Here is a 14,833-nt window from a genome sequence, read left to right on the forward strand (position 1 = left end):
TATTGAATATTTATTGCGTAACACGTATTAAAAGAGATCCGTACACCATGTGTTACGCGTCAAAAGTGTGTTACGTCTAAGGCGCCCAAAACCTCTGGCGGCCATCTCTTATTGGTCGCCTCACACTGAGGAGGGGCCGCTGTTATCGGACTACCAGAAGGGGCTCAGGGGACTACCGTTCGTCGGGACTTCACTGGGTTTCATTTCTCACTTTCCGTTTTTTAACTGTATAGAAAACCAGTAGGGCAAGGTAGGACAGCCCCGAAAAAAACTGAAACTTTGCTGCGATCTTGCTCAATTAAATTGCCTTATCCATAAAACCCGCGCCGAAAGCTATAAAAATAAAACTTTTAAAAAATAGAAAATCGTTTACATAGCTGGGGCCTGTACGAACTACGACAGGAAACGCGCTATGCAGCCTCACGACACCTCACACCACTCCACCACCTCTCTCACCCCTGCTTGTTTGCTCACTACCGACCAAGTCGCGAATGCACTAGGTCTGTCCAGCCGAACGCTTGCCGCCTGGCGAAGTTCTCGCAGCAACTCACTTCCCTATATCAAAACCGGGTCTCGGGTTCGTTATCGCTCCCAAGACGTGGTCGCGTGGCTTGAAACCCAACTGCGCTCACCTGCAAAAACCGCTGGAGACAGGACCTGATGAGCGCCCCAAAGCAATCTGCAAAAGTTGCGGGGCTTGCCCCCTCCACTCCACGAGAAAGTCACCAAAAGGCCCCTAGCGGATCCGCATGCTTGCCGTTCAACGCGCCTCATACGGAACTGGGACAGTTCGATCCGGCCGCCACGCTGATACGCATCAATCAAGTTATAGCCCTGACAGGTATCGGCCGCGCAACGGTTTACAAACTTATGAACCAGCCAGAGAGCGGCTTTCCGCAAGCGGTGAAGCTCACCGACAGCAATGCGCGTGGGGCTCCGGTCGCTTGGGTATTAGCCGAAATTTTGAATTGGACACGGGCGCGTATCGCGGCCCGCGACCGGGTGGCGGCATGACGAATCGTGTCGCTAACAAGGCCATTTTGCAGCCCTTCTCTGTACTCAGAAAAGTCGGTTTCTCGTCGCGGTGGATGCAACGTTTTGAGCGTCACAGAACGCAACAAAAACGCTTGAATCGAGTAGTTCTAGTCATGCGATGGGCTGACGGCACCTGGTGCGCACTGTCAGTACCCAACGAAGCCCCGCGTGCAGTGATCGTAGATGAAGGGCAACAAATCGACGCTTACGAAGATGCACGATCTTGCCTCGACGGCGACTTCCTCCCACTGCTCTCCCTGCGCTGGCAAGCAAATGCCTGAAACGAAAACGCCCCCGGCGGCAACCGGAGGCGTTGAGGTAAATCTACATGCCTGATCAATTTATGCCGCATCGAAAAAATCCGCAAGCCATATGCACAGTTGCACTTTCAAAAAACGGACGTTACCCTCTGCTCGTCGCTGCAAATTCAGCGACCGGGTTTGGCGACCCGAGTTACTTGGCGCACAGGCGCCCCATCCGACAGCAGGCGCTTTTTTTGTGCCTGCCGTTTCGTGTTATGGCAGCTGTGCGTGGGAGACCTTCGGGTCTGCCGGGTTCCAAGTTCCCGGTTCGCCAACCTGCGCACAGCTGCCACCCTAATTCGTTTGGCGACGATCAGTGGCAGCTCCATCTTCAAACTTGGAGTGTCACCTATGCCTGCCCTCAATCCGTCCAAAATTCGCGCCGCCGCTCATCGAGCAATGGCTCTCGCCGCTTTACACGCCAACTCCAGCCTCGCTACACGCCTTTCCCGTTACAACGCCCATATGTCCAAGGCTCGCGCCCTGGAAGCCGCAGGGGGTGCCCAATGAGCATGCTCCCAGGCTTTGCACTGCCCGAGGATCTACTCTGCGTCAGCCCGGACGCCGAAGCCGGTCTGCCTATCGACGCCATCACCTGTGCGCTCGACCGTGCCGACTCCGTTCTCATGCTGCTGGAGGACCACTTAGACGGGGATAAACCCCTGCTATCCAACCGCGTGCTGTCGTCCGTTATTTGGGACGTGCGCGGCACCTTGGGCTTGATCAAAACACTCACCATGTACGGTGATGCCACATCTGTGCCGATGGGCCAGAAAGGCGGTGCGCTGTGACCCACTCCAGCACGCTTGGACGCTCCGAGTTTTCCCCTGCCAACGGTAACGGCCAAAACCTGTTTCGAGTAAATGCCGGTATCCCGCTAGAGGACGCACTTGAAGCCGTCTCCCAGATTCTGCACCACGCTAATCAATTGATCCTCGACGCCGCCATCAGCGATGCGGGCGAGCGTTTTAGTTGGCCTGCGTTCTACCTCGGCGAGATGGCCAAAGCACTGATCGACGACGTGAACGAGGCGTTGCTTGAGTCGAGGACCACACCATGACTCATCGCACTGGCCACAACTCAAAACGTCCGAGCTTTGCCGACGTAAAAAATGCCGCCCTGAAAAATATCGAACGCGTCCTTACTCACTGGCTGCCAAACGGCAAACGTGTTGATGGCGGCAAGGAATACACCGCACCGAATCCCACGCGCACGGACAAACGTGCGGGCTCACTTAAGGTAAATTTGAGCAAAGGCACCTGGGCGGATTTTGCCACCGGCGATAAGGGCGGCGACCTGATCGACCTGGTGCGTTATATCGATGGCGGCACGGACGTTGAGGCGTGCAAAAAACTGGCGGATCTGCTCAGCGTTTCCGCAGGTTCAGCGACAACCAAAAGCGCACCGACCAAGAACGCAACGCCGGAGTGGATCGCGATTCAGCCGATCCCGGTCGAGGCCATGAACAAGTGTCCTGCCAAGCACCGGCAACACGGTGTTCCATCCAAGGTGTGGATCTATCGCGATGCTCAGGGCCAGCCAGTCATGGCGCTGTATCGCTTCGACCTGGGCCCAGATGAAGACGGCAGACCGAGGAAGGTCTTTGCACCGCTGACCTGGTGCAAGCGCTCCGATGGGCAAACCACACAATGGCGCTGGCAAGGGTTGCCGGAACCTCGGCCATTGCTGCGCCTGGATGAGCTGGCACAGCGTACCGACGTGCCTGTGGTGCTGTGTGAAGGCGAAAAGGCTGCTGACGCCGCTGCTGAACTGATGCCGGAGTATGTAGCCACCTGCTGGCCGAACGGCTCCAACTCTTGGCACAAGGCCGATCTGACGCCACTCAAAGGGCGCACGGTGGTGCTGTGGCCGGATAACGATGCCAGCGGCAAGGCCTGCATGGACGCCATTGAGCTCAAGTTGATTGAGCTGGGCGTCGCTTCGGTACAACGAATCTCGCTCGACGTATTTAAGCTCAAGCCCAGCAGCAAAGGCGGAAAGTCCACGCTCATCAAGGGTGGAAAATGGGCAGACGGCGACGATGCAGCGGATGCGTTAGCCAAAGGCTGGACCGCTGCCCACGTTGCCGAGCTGGTGCGCAGCGGTGAGTTTTTCGGCAGTGCCGCTGAGCCAACTGAACCTCAAGAACAGAAGGCCAAGGCGCCCGCCAAACACCCTGCGAAATCGAAAAATGACCTATTGCCGGGCGGCTTTCGCCTGACGTCTGAAGGGGTGTTTTATTCCGGCGATGATGGCGAGGCGCGCCCCGTGTGCTCGCCTCTCGAAATCATCGCCCGTACTCGCGACGACAAGGGCCACAACTGGGGGTTGTTGGTCGAGTTCGATGACCCGGACGGCGCCAAAAAACGCTGGAACATTCCAGCCAGGACCATGACCGGCGACTTCGGCAAAGACGTACTCGGGCCACTGGTAGACATGGGGCTACGCCTTGCAGGAAGTCGATCAGGACGCAACGCACGCAACGACCTGCAGAGTTACCTCGGAGGCTTCGACAGCGCCCAGCGCGCACGTTTAGTGACGCGCCTGGGTTGGCACGACAACGCCTTCCTTCTACCCGAACAGCAGATCGGCTCGCACGCTGAACATCTGCATTTTTATGAGGCAGGTGCACAGCTGCCACCGATCAGCGAAGCGGGCTCCCTGGCGCAGTGGCAACAGCAAATCGGCGCACTGTGCGTTGGTAACCATCGCTTGGCGTTTGTCGTCTCTGTGGCCTTTGCAGGACCGTTGCTGAACCTGCTCGGACATGAGTCGGGCGGCTTCCACCTCTACGGCGACAGCTCAGGCGGCAAGACCACACACTTGCAAGTCGCCGCCTCGGTCTATGGCGGTCCGCGTCTGGTGCGTTCGTGGCGCTCGACAGATAACGCCCTGGAGTCCATCGCCGCTGCACACTCAGACGGCCTCCTGGTGCTGGATGAAATAGGCATGTGCGATCCGCGCATTATCGGCGAGACGGTCTACATGCTCGGCAACGGCACCGGTAAGGCCCGGGCGAATGATCGAGGACAAGCTGGCCGACAGGTGCAGGAGTGGCGCTTGCTGTTTCTCTCGACGGGCGAAAAGACGTTGGCGCAGCACATGGCGGATGCCAACAAGGAGCTGAAAGCGGGCATGGAGGTGCGCATGCTCGCCGTGCCTGCGGATGCCAGCAAAGGCCTCGGGATGTTCGATGTGCTTAACGGTTTTGAGGACGCTGCCGCCCTCTCCGATGCCCTCAAGGCCCGTGTAGCCAAATACTACGGCACGCCCCTCACCGCCTTCCTGCACGCACTATGCGCGCCAGGAGAAATGCTCAGGTGGTCGGTGATCGTTCGCCGCACGGTGGAGCAGTTCATCAACCAAAACCTACCCGCATCGGCCAGTGGTCAAGCCCAACGTGCCGCCCTTCGCTTTGGCCTCGCAGCAGCGGCCGGAGAGTTGGCCACCGCCTTCGGCGTCACCGGTTGGCCTGATGGCACGGCCACGACCGCCGCACGTGTGTGTCTGCATGCGTGGCTAGCAGAACGCGGAGGCGCCGGAAACTTCGAGGGCGATGCGATTTTGGCGCGGCTGAGGCAGGTCATCGAGCGCTTTGGAGAAAGCCGCTTTACGCGCTGGGAATCTGCCGCCGCCAAGATCGACGAACACGGCCCACGCACGATTGATCGGTTGGGCTTTCGCAAGACGATGGAGCACGGCATGGGCGACGCCTTGCACACCACCAACACCTACTACGTGCTGCCAGAAGCCTGGAGGGCCGAAATCTTCAAGGGCATGAATATCAGTGCGGTGAACAAGGAGCTGCTGCAACGGGGCGTGCTCGAGCCGGGAACCGACGGAAAGGCGTACAGCTTGATTCGCCTGCCCGGATTAGGGCCTCAACGCTGCTACGTGGTGAGGACCGTTCCAGGAACGGATGAAGGCGAGGCCAAGGCCGCCTGACGGCATGCCTGCTGATAGAGGTAGCGCCGGCTCATTACCGGCCTCGCCAGCCACTCGACAACCATCCCTTTTAACCGCAGTACCCAGAGACAATACAGATGAACACTATCCAAGAATTGAAAGACCGCCGCGACCAACTGTCCCTCGAAGTGGAGAGCATTCAGGGTGACCTGGCTCCCTTCGAAGAGGCGCTGGAAAGCCCGGAGGTTATTCAGCAGGGCCGTCAACGGGCAGTGCAAGATGAAATCAACGATCACAAAAGACGCATCGACTCACGAGATCATGAGATCTATCGCCTGAATCAAAAAATCGATCGCCTCGAGGCTCTGGCGAACCGTGAGAGCCTGGCTGCGGGTTACCTCAGCGGCATTGCGAACTGGAAAGCCGACGAGATGGAGCTTTACGAAAAGCGAAGCAGCATCGAGACCAGGTTGCAGCAAGTCCGCCAGAACGATCAGGAAGACATGGCAAAGGCTCGACAAGCTGAAACGGACGCAGCCACCGCTTATGCGCAGGCTGTCGCCTGGGGCGATGTGGAAGGCGAGAAAGCCGCTAACGCCGAAGCTCAAAAGGCAGCAAAAAACCTTACGGCGGCGGTTGAGCATCACCGCCGCCAACAGCTGCTCATCACGGCTCTGGAGCAAGAGTTGGTGACGATTGACCTGCACATCACGGAGGCACAAAAAGAACGCACCAAAATCGAGAACAAAGCGGCTCACCTGGCGAATACTGTTCTGGAAGAACAATGGAATGAGGCCGCCAAAGCACTGTTAGAGACCGGGGGCAAGTTGTGGGCTGCGCGCAAACTGATTAATCGTGATCCGGTTGCGCTGCTGAAACTGGAAATCCCTGAGCAAGGTGAAAACTTCGGAAGCTGGACCTTCGGAGAAGTTGCAGAACGATCACACCAACACAGCCTGCTTGACCTGCTGGCGGCCTAACCTGATCCCTCCCCGAAGCAGCCTGAGAAAGGCAGGCTGTTTCGGTCCTACCATCGGCCCAACCATGAATAAACCACCACTGAACAGTGCTCAGATGCCTGATTACCTAAAGGCCCGAAAGCTGCATTTGAACGGAATAATTGTCGGCATGGCCGGAATGAAAAAGCTCAACGCAAAAGGAATCAAAGAAACTAAAGTTGAGATGCTCACGATTGATGCAATCAAGGCAGAACTTGATTTCATTGATCTTCAGCTTAAAAGAAAGGAGGGATAATAAAAAAGCGGAAGCCTAAACAGCTTTCGCTTCGCTAGATCCTCCCATTACAAACAAGGCTTCAGATTTCTCGGCGTCTGATCTGTGGAGGCTATGGGCCTATTACCGCTGACGGCCCAGAGTGTGTAAAAGCGCTTCGCCAAAATTGAAGTGTCCGCGTCTACGTTAAATCTGAAATTTATCGGCACGTCTGCAGATGTGGATTTCGCGTAGAAACACGATTTCCAGTCCGGTTTTGAGCACCTGACATGATCAAAAACCTTTTTACACAGCCTAGGCCAAAAGCTGACATACCACGAGTTCGAAAATATGTGGCGTGATTCCTAAGCCCTACCCGACGGATGGGAAGGTCAGTGAATGATATTAAATTGACATATTGATGACTGGGGAGCCACGATCGCTGTTGATCTACAGGGAGCGTAGACGTGGCCTTGGATCACTACCGTATCTGAGGATTGCAAAATGGCAAAACAACAAGCAGCTGTTTTGGAAGCAGTTTCTTTAACCACACCAGATTCTCCTCGTCCACGCCTACACAAACTAATAATTAGAAACTTCAGGTCTATCAGCTCTGAACCTGTCGAAATAGAACTTGACGATATAGTTGTACTCGTTGGTGCAAACAATGCTGGAAAAAGTAGCATTCTGAAAGCGTATGAAAAAGTTATGTCTCATGGATCAAACGACGGAAAGTTGACTATTCAAGATTTTCCGAGCGGCATGGTTGATGTGAAAGAGCTTCCTAATATTGAACTGCAGACGATAGTTTTTGATAAAGCCCCTGGAGACCGCTGGCTAGGATTGCTGCCAAATAACGAGTATTTAGTCCGGGAACAATGGACTTGGGAAAACCCTGGCAAAGATCCTATTCGCCAAGGGTGGGACGTCCAGAAAGGAAGTTGGGATAAACAAGTCCCTTGGGGGGCGCCTAATATAGCCAACTCAAAAAGGCCAAGACCTCATAGGATTGATGCTTTCGCTTCTCCCGATGACCAAGCCACTGAAATTTCAAAACTGATAACTTCATTATTAAAAGATAAATTAATAAAAATAAAAAGCAACCCTGAGCAAGAAAAATCCGACTATGAACTAGTAATTGAAAAAATCAAAGACTTGCAAACAAAAGCAGTGGCAGCGACAGATAAGGAGGTCAAAGTAATTGAGGCCGAGATCTCCAAGTATCTAGACAAGTTATTCCCCAATCATCATGTCATGTTTGACGCTAAACCTGAAATGGATATCGAAAAGGCTTATACGCCCTTTAAGGCCACTACAGATCTGTTAATGGGGCCAAAGGATGGATACTTATCGGGCATCGCAAATCAGGGAAGCGGAGCCCGGCGAACACTACTATGGGCGGCATTGAAGTATCTTTCAGAAGTAAATGACGGCGAAGGTGCTCGGCCACACGTTTTGCTTATGGACGAGCCAGAGATCTGTTTGCACCCTTCAGCTATTCGAGAGGCCCGCGCAGTACTTTACGACCTACCGCAAAGCGGTAATTGGCAGGTAATGATTACATCTCATTCGCCAATATTTATCGATCTATCTCGAGATAACACGACAATAGTTAGGGTGTTCCGTGGTGAGAATGAAAATGTGGAAAGCACCACGTTATTTCGCCCGGAGAGAGCAAAGCTGGACAATGATGACAAGAAAAATCTGAAGATGCTTAATATCTGCGACCCTTACCTTAATGAGTTTTTCTTTGGTGGTCGACAAGTAATTGTTGAAGGCGATACTGAATATACAGCTTTCTCTATAATAAGAGATATGTATATCGATGAGTACAAGGATGTGCAAATCATTCGCGCTCGCGGCAAGGGTATTATCCCTTCAGTCGCGAAAGTGCTGCTTCAGTTTTCTAAACAGTTCACTATTTTGCACGACACCGATGCACCTGAGACAGCCAAAGGAAAGGCTAACCCTGCCTGGGGGATGAATAGAACTATCCAATCGGTTTTTGATCTGGAACATGCGCAGGGAAAAATTCGACTAATCGCTTGTAAAACCTGCTTTGAGACAGCACTTTTTGGACGTGAAGAAAAAGACGAAAAGCCGTATCGAGCGTTCGTGAAAATTCAAAACGATCCCAAAGCGGCGGCCAAAGTTAAGGAGCTTTTGGATTTCCTCTTGGATCCTGGCAAGCCAAAGCCAGAGAATTGTATTGAATGGAAAAAAGTCGAAGACTTAGTAGCGTAAGGTACTCTGCCCTTACCCATGAACTTCCTCGATGGGTAGGGGTAATTTACACGAGCGCATGTTGACTTAGACTGGCAGCTATTGGGCGCTTGCTGCCCCTCACGACAGGCAGCAATCGGCCGAGGCTGTGTAAAAACGTTTTTCAGCGCGACAGTTACTTAAAACCGGACTAGAAATCGCGCTTCTATGGAAATCCACATCTGCTGACGGGCAAATAAATTTCAGATTTAACGTAAACACGCAGCATGATGAGACACTTATCGAGTAGATAGGAGCGGCCGTTTTACTCGGTCAGACAGCTCCAGTATTCTTTGCATAAAGCTCTGAATCGCACCTATCCCCGCCGAAGCGTTACGTCAAAACTAATTTCGGACTTCCAACTTCCTCTCGAATTAATGAAAAGGCTCCGCCGCTCTCTGTTACTCGACCTAGCCTTAAAGCTCGAACCCGCTCAATTAAGAAATCACGGTCCTCTCTCGTTATATTGGAAAAAAGTACTTGCATGGGTATTAGTTCTCCGTTTAATAAGCGAGAAAGATACGCTCTTTCTCGCCCTTCGTCGATATTCCCTCTAAATATAAATGACCCCTGTTTAAATAGGGAAATCAGCATAGGTATTTCACCCTGCCTTTCGTATTCAGACCAAAGTGCTGCATGGCTGGCATTGAATAGAGTAATGAGCCTCTGACTGAAAACCACATGATATGCAAAGAACAGGTTACTCATTTCCTTTTCGGATAGAGCAATATGCTCCGCGGTAGTTGCAGCCGAATAGCGAATTGTTGCGCGGATAAAATTGTAAATATCCCCTGTTTTTTTTGCTGCCTCAGCAATTGACATGAATGTCTCTCGCGCGTCATTATCGACGCCGAACATGCTCTGTATACGCATTGATATATTATTCGAAGCAACGAAGCAACGCTTGTTTTTGCTTTTAGCTTTCAAGTCTTTTAGCTTTTTCTCTTTATTTCCTTTGTCGCTGTTACAGATAATGATAGTTTGCGCGTGAAAATAAATTGACCCCTCATCTCTATATTCCAAAGCTTTTTTTGCTGCGCTTAATGCATTGAGCTTATCATTTTGCTCATCATAGTTTAAGGCTATGTCCGAGTAGATCTTCGCTTCAAATTCAATGGTCAGCACTTTGGCCATCAGAAGTTCGGTCATAACCTCAATGGATCGTTGAAACTCGCGCACCATGCGTAGGCTTTTACCATAGGCATAAAGAATATCTTTTACAAAGTGGCTGTCACGTTGAGAATGTAATTTTTTATATAAAGCATGACACAGGGATATCACGTGTCGGTATTGATGGGCTGAAATTAATCGTCGCACGTAATAACTTAACAAAGTAAGGCTGTCTTGGATTTTTCGAGGGATTTTAGCTGCAATTGCATCATTGTAGACCCTGCGAAGTAGGCAGTTTGCATTCCGTATGGCATATGTCGAATAGTTAGAGTTATCTAGATTGAAATTGCTGTTTAGCTTAGGCTTCCCCATAGACCAGTCGGAGCCAAAGTATAGATTGAGAGCGTTAGTGGTAAGCCCTTCGTATTCCTCTTTGGTCATGTGTAGCCTTAGATAATCTTGGACTAAACTTTTTGCTACGATTACTTTAGGCAGCACTGCTGGTTCGTTGCGAAAAATAAAGAAGCGGAGGCCTTCGGATAGTCCAGCTTTTACTAAAGGCCCACCAACTCTTGGATAAATTGCTTTATCTTTGTAAAAATATTTTAGGTTTGAAATATCTTCGCCGAATGGAAAAATTGTTAGGCACTTAAGCAGGTCAATACTGTAGTCGCCTTCGCGCCCCTCAAACTGACTCATCTGATGTACCAGGACTTCCGGAATATCCTCAATCGAAACATCATTTAACGCAGCTTCAGACGTCTCCGTTGCCATGTCCGTGAGGTTCATGTACTCAAGTTTATCTAGAAGTCTATCAATAGCCAGCGATGAGCCTTTAGTGACGAGATAAATTTCGCCGCTGGCGAGATCGATCTCATTTACTCGGTAGCTGAGTGGGTGCGAGAGCACATAGCGACCACAATCCACTTCATCCATGGGCTTTAATATTATTGGCTCTAGTCCAGCATTCGCTATATCGTGCGACGTTTTAAGTACAACTGAAATAGTTGAGCAACGCTTAACTAGTGCTTCGCTAAAATTCCTAATCTCACTAAATATGCTCAGACCACTGGAATATTTACCGGACTGTATATGGTCGAAAATTATGGCGGTTTCTTGCTCTTGAGCAAGTAAATAATGTAGCTCGGATTCAGATAGCCCAAGCTCTGCTTGCAGTGCCTCTATGAAGGATGGAAAGTCGTTTAGCTTATGACAGTCGATCCTGTAGCAATGTTCTGGAATCAGATTTTGCTTTTGAGCGCAGGAAAGAAATGCCTCCCCATCAATATCCCATGGTGAGACTAGCCAGGTAAGCTTGTCGTTCTTGGCTATGCAACCAAAGTTATCAAAGTCAGTTTTAGGGAAAGCAAGTTCCATATGAGGCTTGGGGATAGGAAGCTTATGGCGCTTGCTCCTCCAGCGACTGGTACTGAACTCGTTCGGTGGAGCAGCAGGAGCCAGAGCGTATTGCCGACTGCTCAGACGTTGAAAGTTTTTTTTTTGGAGCTAAAGGCAAGCTCTCTGAGCTTGATTGGACTTTCCGCTACATCACCGCCATCAGGTAGTTCGACAAAGTCAATATTTACCCGCCACCCACCAGCACTGATCCGATCAACTTTTCGTGGCCAGACGCTCAAATATCCCCTTTCGGCGTCAATCTTTGCGATAGAGAATCCATGCCGGCGTGTGATTGTCCCGTTAGAATCCCGTTCGGAGCCAAAGAGCGAGGCTGCTTGGTATTCTCGCTTCACTTGTTGGCCGCCGAATCCGTAACTCCTCGTGCTCAATTCATGCATGTGACCGAACAAGTGAGCATCAAAACGGCCTAAGGGACTAATCTCATTCTGGAAGTCTTTGAGAGCATCTGGATTTAGCCAATCTTTTGGATGATGGGTAACCAGTAAATTGATATGGTTCGCGTACGACCACTTCTCAATGTCTCCACCAACAGCGGCGTTGACTTGTAGGTCGGAAAATTCTAGTTTTCCTTTGAAATCGCCTTGTTCTAGATGAGACCAAGCACTACTTAAACCAACTATACCAACCCGTAGCCCATTTACTTCTATGACGCCAGCGCAGTCGCCCGGAAATATGCCTCTGCTAGTTGCAGCAAGGGGTATCTCACTATTCTCTAGACTAGTGATGAAATTCTCATAGTTAGAAAAAGCGGCATTCAGTTCTTTTCTATATTCGCTGCCATCATCTTTTGTTAGAGAATCCCTAACACTAGATCTTTTTCTAAAGTTTTCGACCGCCATTAGAAGGGAGCAGTCTGCGGCGGGGCGAGTCAGGTCATGATTACCGGGAACGACGACCAGTTTTGGGCACGTTTCATATTCAGAAAATACCGCCCAAAACTCCCTTAGATCGCTAAGAACAGCTGCAAACTCTTCTTCCTTCGCCATCTGGGTCAAGTCGCCGGAAAACACAACTAAATCAATAGCTCCGTGTTCAACGAGATGGCGTCTTAAATCTTTTAGAATTTGCGTTCTTATCTGCGGCCAGAGATGGGATGCATCCTTCATTCCTGCGTGTAGATCACTAACGTGAAGCCAACTGAACGTGGCAACAGTATCCATAAGCTCACCCCTAAAAAAAACATTTCCTTGTTACTTGCCTTCGCTCAGTCCGTAACTGTCGTAGGTTTCGGGCATATAACGCAAAATTCAATCGAATTGAGGCTTGGCATAGTATCGCTCATGATGCCTGATTGCCATCGTTGTTCAGAGCGCGCTGTGGAGAGTCGGTGGGCGCTAGGGGACGGTCTGTCTGCCAAGCCTCAGAAAAGCATTGTGAAAAATTGAAGGATGCGTTTTGTCTCCCAGAAGCTTATGTGAAAGGGTGGCGCCTGATACACGTGATACTCCGAGATTCAACCAGGCTTAGCATCTCTCCATGCTCGTTTATCTACCTAACACTTGCGGCGAGGCCTTGGCGGAAGCTTGGGGTAACGGTTGTTAAATACCTTGTTATGGCCGGTAGCTGTCCTCCGAGAACGGGCGCTACTGGCCGATCGCAGCCGGTGGCGACTGGCAGCGATCGGCCAGAAGTGGACACCTAGGATAGAAGTATCTACTCTGGGCTAGGCGTCATGTGCTTCAACAGTGGTAGTAGTTCACTCAGCGAGTAAATGCTGCAAGTGGGCTCTAGTAAGATTTTGGGCCAATCGTGAAACCCCTTGAGCCAAACGGCTTGCATCCCACTCGATCTCGCGCCCTGATAGTCGTTGTGAGGGTGATCCCCGACAAAAACACATTGCTCGGGTAGGTAGCCAAGTGCTTCAGCACCCGCCTTGAAAATTTCAGGTGACGGCTTGCTGTACCCGAACGCTTCCGAACTAATGACCACTTGAATCAAGTTGCTAAACGGCAGAGCCTCAATGGTTCTTCGTCGAGAGCGTTCGGCGCCATTGGAAATCACACCGCAGGCAATCCCTCTGCGCCCAAGCTCTTGCAGCAGCACCTCAGCGTCAGGCATAGCAACCGCAGAGGCTGCGAAGTGAGTTGTCCAGTGGTCTACCAACAGGTTCATAGCCATTGGTGCAGTCCAGCGCAACGACTCCGCCAATGTTCGGCCAACGGCCTCACGAATTGTTGGGTAAGGCGAGCCTGCTGGTAGGTAACCGCCATTGTCCGCAGTCACGATCAGTTTCGCGACTTCAGCAATGCTTACACTTCGCGTCAATGCATGAGCGTAATCCGAAAGAAAACGCTGGGCATATTGTTCAATGCTGAGCGCTCGATGGGTCAAGGTATTGTCAAGGTCGAAAAGAACGGCTTGTGGCGACATGGTTTTCCCTCATGAAGGCCATAGATTCCTTCTCCCATAGCAAGAAAACTGCCGCTTTGGCTAAGACCCATGAAACACAGAGAATCAGTGAAAACGGTACTCTGCGTTCATGGCCAAGTGTTCGCGGATCAACAGCTATGCCAAATATTGTTGCCTCTGCCATCCAGCGGCCACCCGTCATAATCCGACTACCGCGACCGACCGCTTCTGGCCGATAGCAACCTGGCAGACAGAGCTGCGATCGACCCAAAGCGGACATTTGACAGAAATGTAAGCGGTAACGAATTTTTCACTGTGGCTCCAATTCTGACCATAAACAACTGCGCCCAATGCCGGCCATTAACGTACCGTAGTCTTCAAAATTACTGGCACTCACCTCATCCTGGCTCGTCCACGTTGCTTCACACTCTTCGCACACCCACAGCAAAATATTTGTGGAGCGCACCCGCATTGCTCGAACGTAACCTTGGCTGCACCTTTGGCACTCAATCAGCATACAAATAATCTCTGACAAGACTTCGATGTAGTCTAATCCTATCGGCTGCTTCTGGCCGAAAGCACCCTGTCATGGATGGCTGCTTTGGGTCGATTGTGTTGAAAAGTCGGTTTTCCCAAAACACTCGAATATTGACGGATGAAAACACCTCTGTTGCACGCTGCTACGTGAAATCCGAGTCCTGAACATACTGCCAAAAATTCAGATTTCAATCTCAGGCGCGTACCTTTTTGGCGTGGAATTCGAAGCCGACTTTTTCAACAGAATCGGCCGGTAGCCGCCCTTCTAAGCGAAAGCCCATAGTTCGATAACACTCGCCTTGATCATCACAAACCGCTCCTCCCAGAGCATTTATTGCTGTAACACCTATTTGCCATGTAACACGCATGTCGACAAACCAATGACAGCTGTGTAACGCCATATAAATCATTTAAAATCATATACTTATATATTTCCGTAACACGCGTAACACCCGTAACACGGTTTTATTAGGGTATCCCCTAGCCCCATTAGTATTGCTCCTCCAGCGAAGCGAGATGGGTCATGCTCTTGGCTTTGGTTCGATAGTGGGGACCCTGGAGCATTCTTGAAGGTACGGGGTAGAAAACCCGCGCGTTCGTGTTAGCAGCTGGATTTTTTAAGTTGGTTGACAGGTTGACGTGGTTGACACCCATCACCATGGTTGACGCCACGCAGGTGTTCACTATCAGCAACAGATACA

General features: G+C 51.1%; 12 protein-coding genes. 9 read left to right on the top strand and 3 right to left on the bottom strand.

The window, feature by feature from the left end:
• Positions 1-412: 412 nt before the first annotated feature.
• The 9 genes from ACVWVP_RS28040 to ACVWVP_RS28080 all read left to right on the top strand — a co-directional run bounded on the left by ACVWVP_RS28040 (position 413) and on the right by ACVWVP_RS28080 (position 8,699).
• Complete coding sequence (locus ACVWVP_RS28040; protein WP_116079674.1) at positions 413-661, top strand: helix-turn-helix domain-containing protein; 249 nt, start codon at positions 413-415, stop codon at positions 659-661.
• A gap of 92 nt (positions 662-753) precedes the next feature.
• Complete coding sequence (locus ACVWVP_RS28045) at positions 754-1,014, top strand: helix-turn-helix transcriptional regulator (RefSeq protein ID WP_457409242.1); 261 nt, start codon at positions 754-756, stop codon at positions 1,012-1,014.
• Positions 1,011-1,316, top strand: a complete 306-nt coding sequence (locus ACVWVP_RS28050; RefSeq protein ID WP_457409245.1) for a hypothetical protein — start codon at positions 1,011-1,013, stop codon at positions 1,314-1,316. The genes ACVWVP_RS28045 and ACVWVP_RS28050 overlap by 4 nt, the downstream gene beginning before the upstream one ends.
• A 527-nt stretch (positions 1,317-1,843) precedes the next feature.
• A complete protein-coding gene (locus ACVWVP_RS28055) occupies positions 1,844-2,128 on the top strand; it encodes a hypothetical protein (protein ID WP_122737035.1) in 285 nt (94 codons plus the stop codon).
• On the top strand, positions 2,125-2,397 hold the full coding sequence (locus tag ACVWVP_RS28060; RefSeq protein WP_178912076.1) for a DUF3077 domain-containing protein: 273 nt from the start codon (positions 2,125-2,127) through the stop codon (positions 2,395-2,397). Before ACVWVP_RS28055 ends, ACVWVP_RS28060 begins: the two co-directional genes overlap by 4 nt.
• Positions 2,394-5,282: a DUF927 domain-containing protein gene (locus ACVWVP_RS28065; RefSeq protein WP_457409247.1), complete on the top strand. Its 2,889-nt coding sequence runs from the start codon at positions 2,394-2,396 to the stop codon at positions 5,280-5,282. Before ACVWVP_RS28060 ends, ACVWVP_RS28065 begins: the two co-directional genes overlap by 4 nt.
• Positions 5,283-5,380: 98 nt before the next feature.
• On the top strand, positions 5,381-6,223 hold the full coding sequence (locus ACVWVP_RS28070) for a chromosome segregation protein SMC (RefSeq protein ID WP_457409249.1): 843 nt from the start codon (positions 5,381-5,383) through the stop codon (positions 6,221-6,223).
• A 94-nt stretch (positions 6,224-6,317) separates the two neighbouring features.
• Positions 6,318-6,497 (top strand): hypothetical protein, encoded by a 180-nt coding sequence (locus ACVWVP_RS28075; RefSeq protein WP_457409318.1) that lies wholly within the window; start codon positions 6,318-6,320, stop codon positions 6,495-6,497.
• A gap of 462 nt (positions 6,498-6,959) precedes the next feature.
• On the top strand, positions 6,960-8,699 hold the full coding sequence (locus tag ACVWVP_RS28080; RefSeq protein WP_457409252.1) for an ATP-dependent nuclease: 1,740 nt from the start codon (positions 6,960-6,962) through the stop codon (positions 8,697-8,699).
• Positions 8,700-9,050: 351 nt separating this feature from the next.
• Here ACVWVP_RS28080 and ACVWVP_RS28085 read toward each other — a convergent pair whose 3' ends face one another.
• The 3 genes from ACVWVP_RS28085 to ACVWVP_RS28095 form a co-directional block, all read right to left on the bottom strand.
• Positions 9,051-11,204, bottom strand: coding sequence for a hypothetical protein (locus tag ACVWVP_RS28085; protein ID WP_457409254.1), 2,154 nt, complete (start codon positions 11,202-11,204; stop codon positions 9,051-9,053).
• A gap of 101 nt (positions 11,205-11,305) precedes the next feature.
• Positions 11,306-12,406 carry a metallophosphoesterase family protein gene (locus ACVWVP_RS28090; RefSeq protein ID WP_457409257.1) on the bottom strand — a complete coding sequence of 367 codons (1,101 nt, stop codon included), beginning with the start codon at positions 12,404-12,406 and terminating at the stop codon, positions 11,306-11,308.
• A 493-nt stretch (positions 12,407-12,899) separates the two neighbouring features.
• Positions 12,900-13,616 carry an HAD family hydrolase gene (locus tag ACVWVP_RS28095; RefSeq protein WP_177078697.1) on the bottom strand — a complete coding sequence of 239 codons (717 nt, stop codon included), beginning with the start codon at positions 13,614-13,616 and terminating at the stop codon, positions 12,900-12,902.
• Positions 13,617-14,833 lie beyond the last annotated feature (1,217 nt).

Source organism: Pseudomonas sp. TE24901 (genome assembly GCF_054058375.1).

Excerpts from the sequence above, each read along its gene's own strand:
- ACVWVP_RS28040 (WP_116079674.1), top strand. The coding sequence starts at position 413 with ATGCAGCCTCACGACACCTCACACCACTCCACCACCTCTCTCACCCCT.
- ACVWVP_RS28050 (WP_457409245.1), top strand. The coding sequence starts at position 1,011 with ATGACGAATCGTGTCGCTAACAAGGCCATTTTGCAGCCCTTCTCTGTA.
- ACVWVP_RS28055 (WP_122737035.1), top strand. The coding sequence starts at position 1,844 with ATGAGCATGCTCCCAGGCTTTGCACTGCCCGAGGATCTACTCTGCGTC.
- ACVWVP_RS28065 (WP_457409247.1), top strand. The coding sequence starts at position 2,394 with ATGACTCATCGCACTGGCCACAACTCAAAACGTCCGAGCTTTGCCGAC.
- ACVWVP_RS28070 (WP_457409249.1), top strand. The coding sequence starts at position 5,381 with ATGAACACTATCCAAGAATTGAAAGACCGCCGCGACCAACTGTCCCTC.
- ACVWVP_RS28075 (WP_457409318.1), top strand. The coding sequence starts at position 6,318 with ATGCCTGATTACCTAAAGGCCCGAAAGCTGCATTTGAACGGAATAATT.
- ACVWVP_RS28080 (WP_457409252.1), top strand. The coding sequence starts at position 6,960 with ATGGCAAAACAACAAGCAGCTGTTTTGGAAGCAGTTTCTTTAACCACA.
- ACVWVP_RS28085 (WP_457409254.1), bottom strand. The coding sequence starts at position 11,204 with ATGGAACTTGCTTTCCCTAAAACTGACTTTGATAACTTTGGTTGCATA.
- ACVWVP_RS28090 (WP_457409257.1), bottom strand. The coding sequence starts at position 12,406 with ATGGATACTGTTGCCACGTTCAGTTGGCTTCACGTTAGTGATCTACAC.
- ACVWVP_RS28095 (WP_177078697.1), bottom strand. The coding sequence starts at position 13,616 with ATGTCGCCACAAGCCGTTCTTTTCGACCTTGACAATACCTTGACCCAT.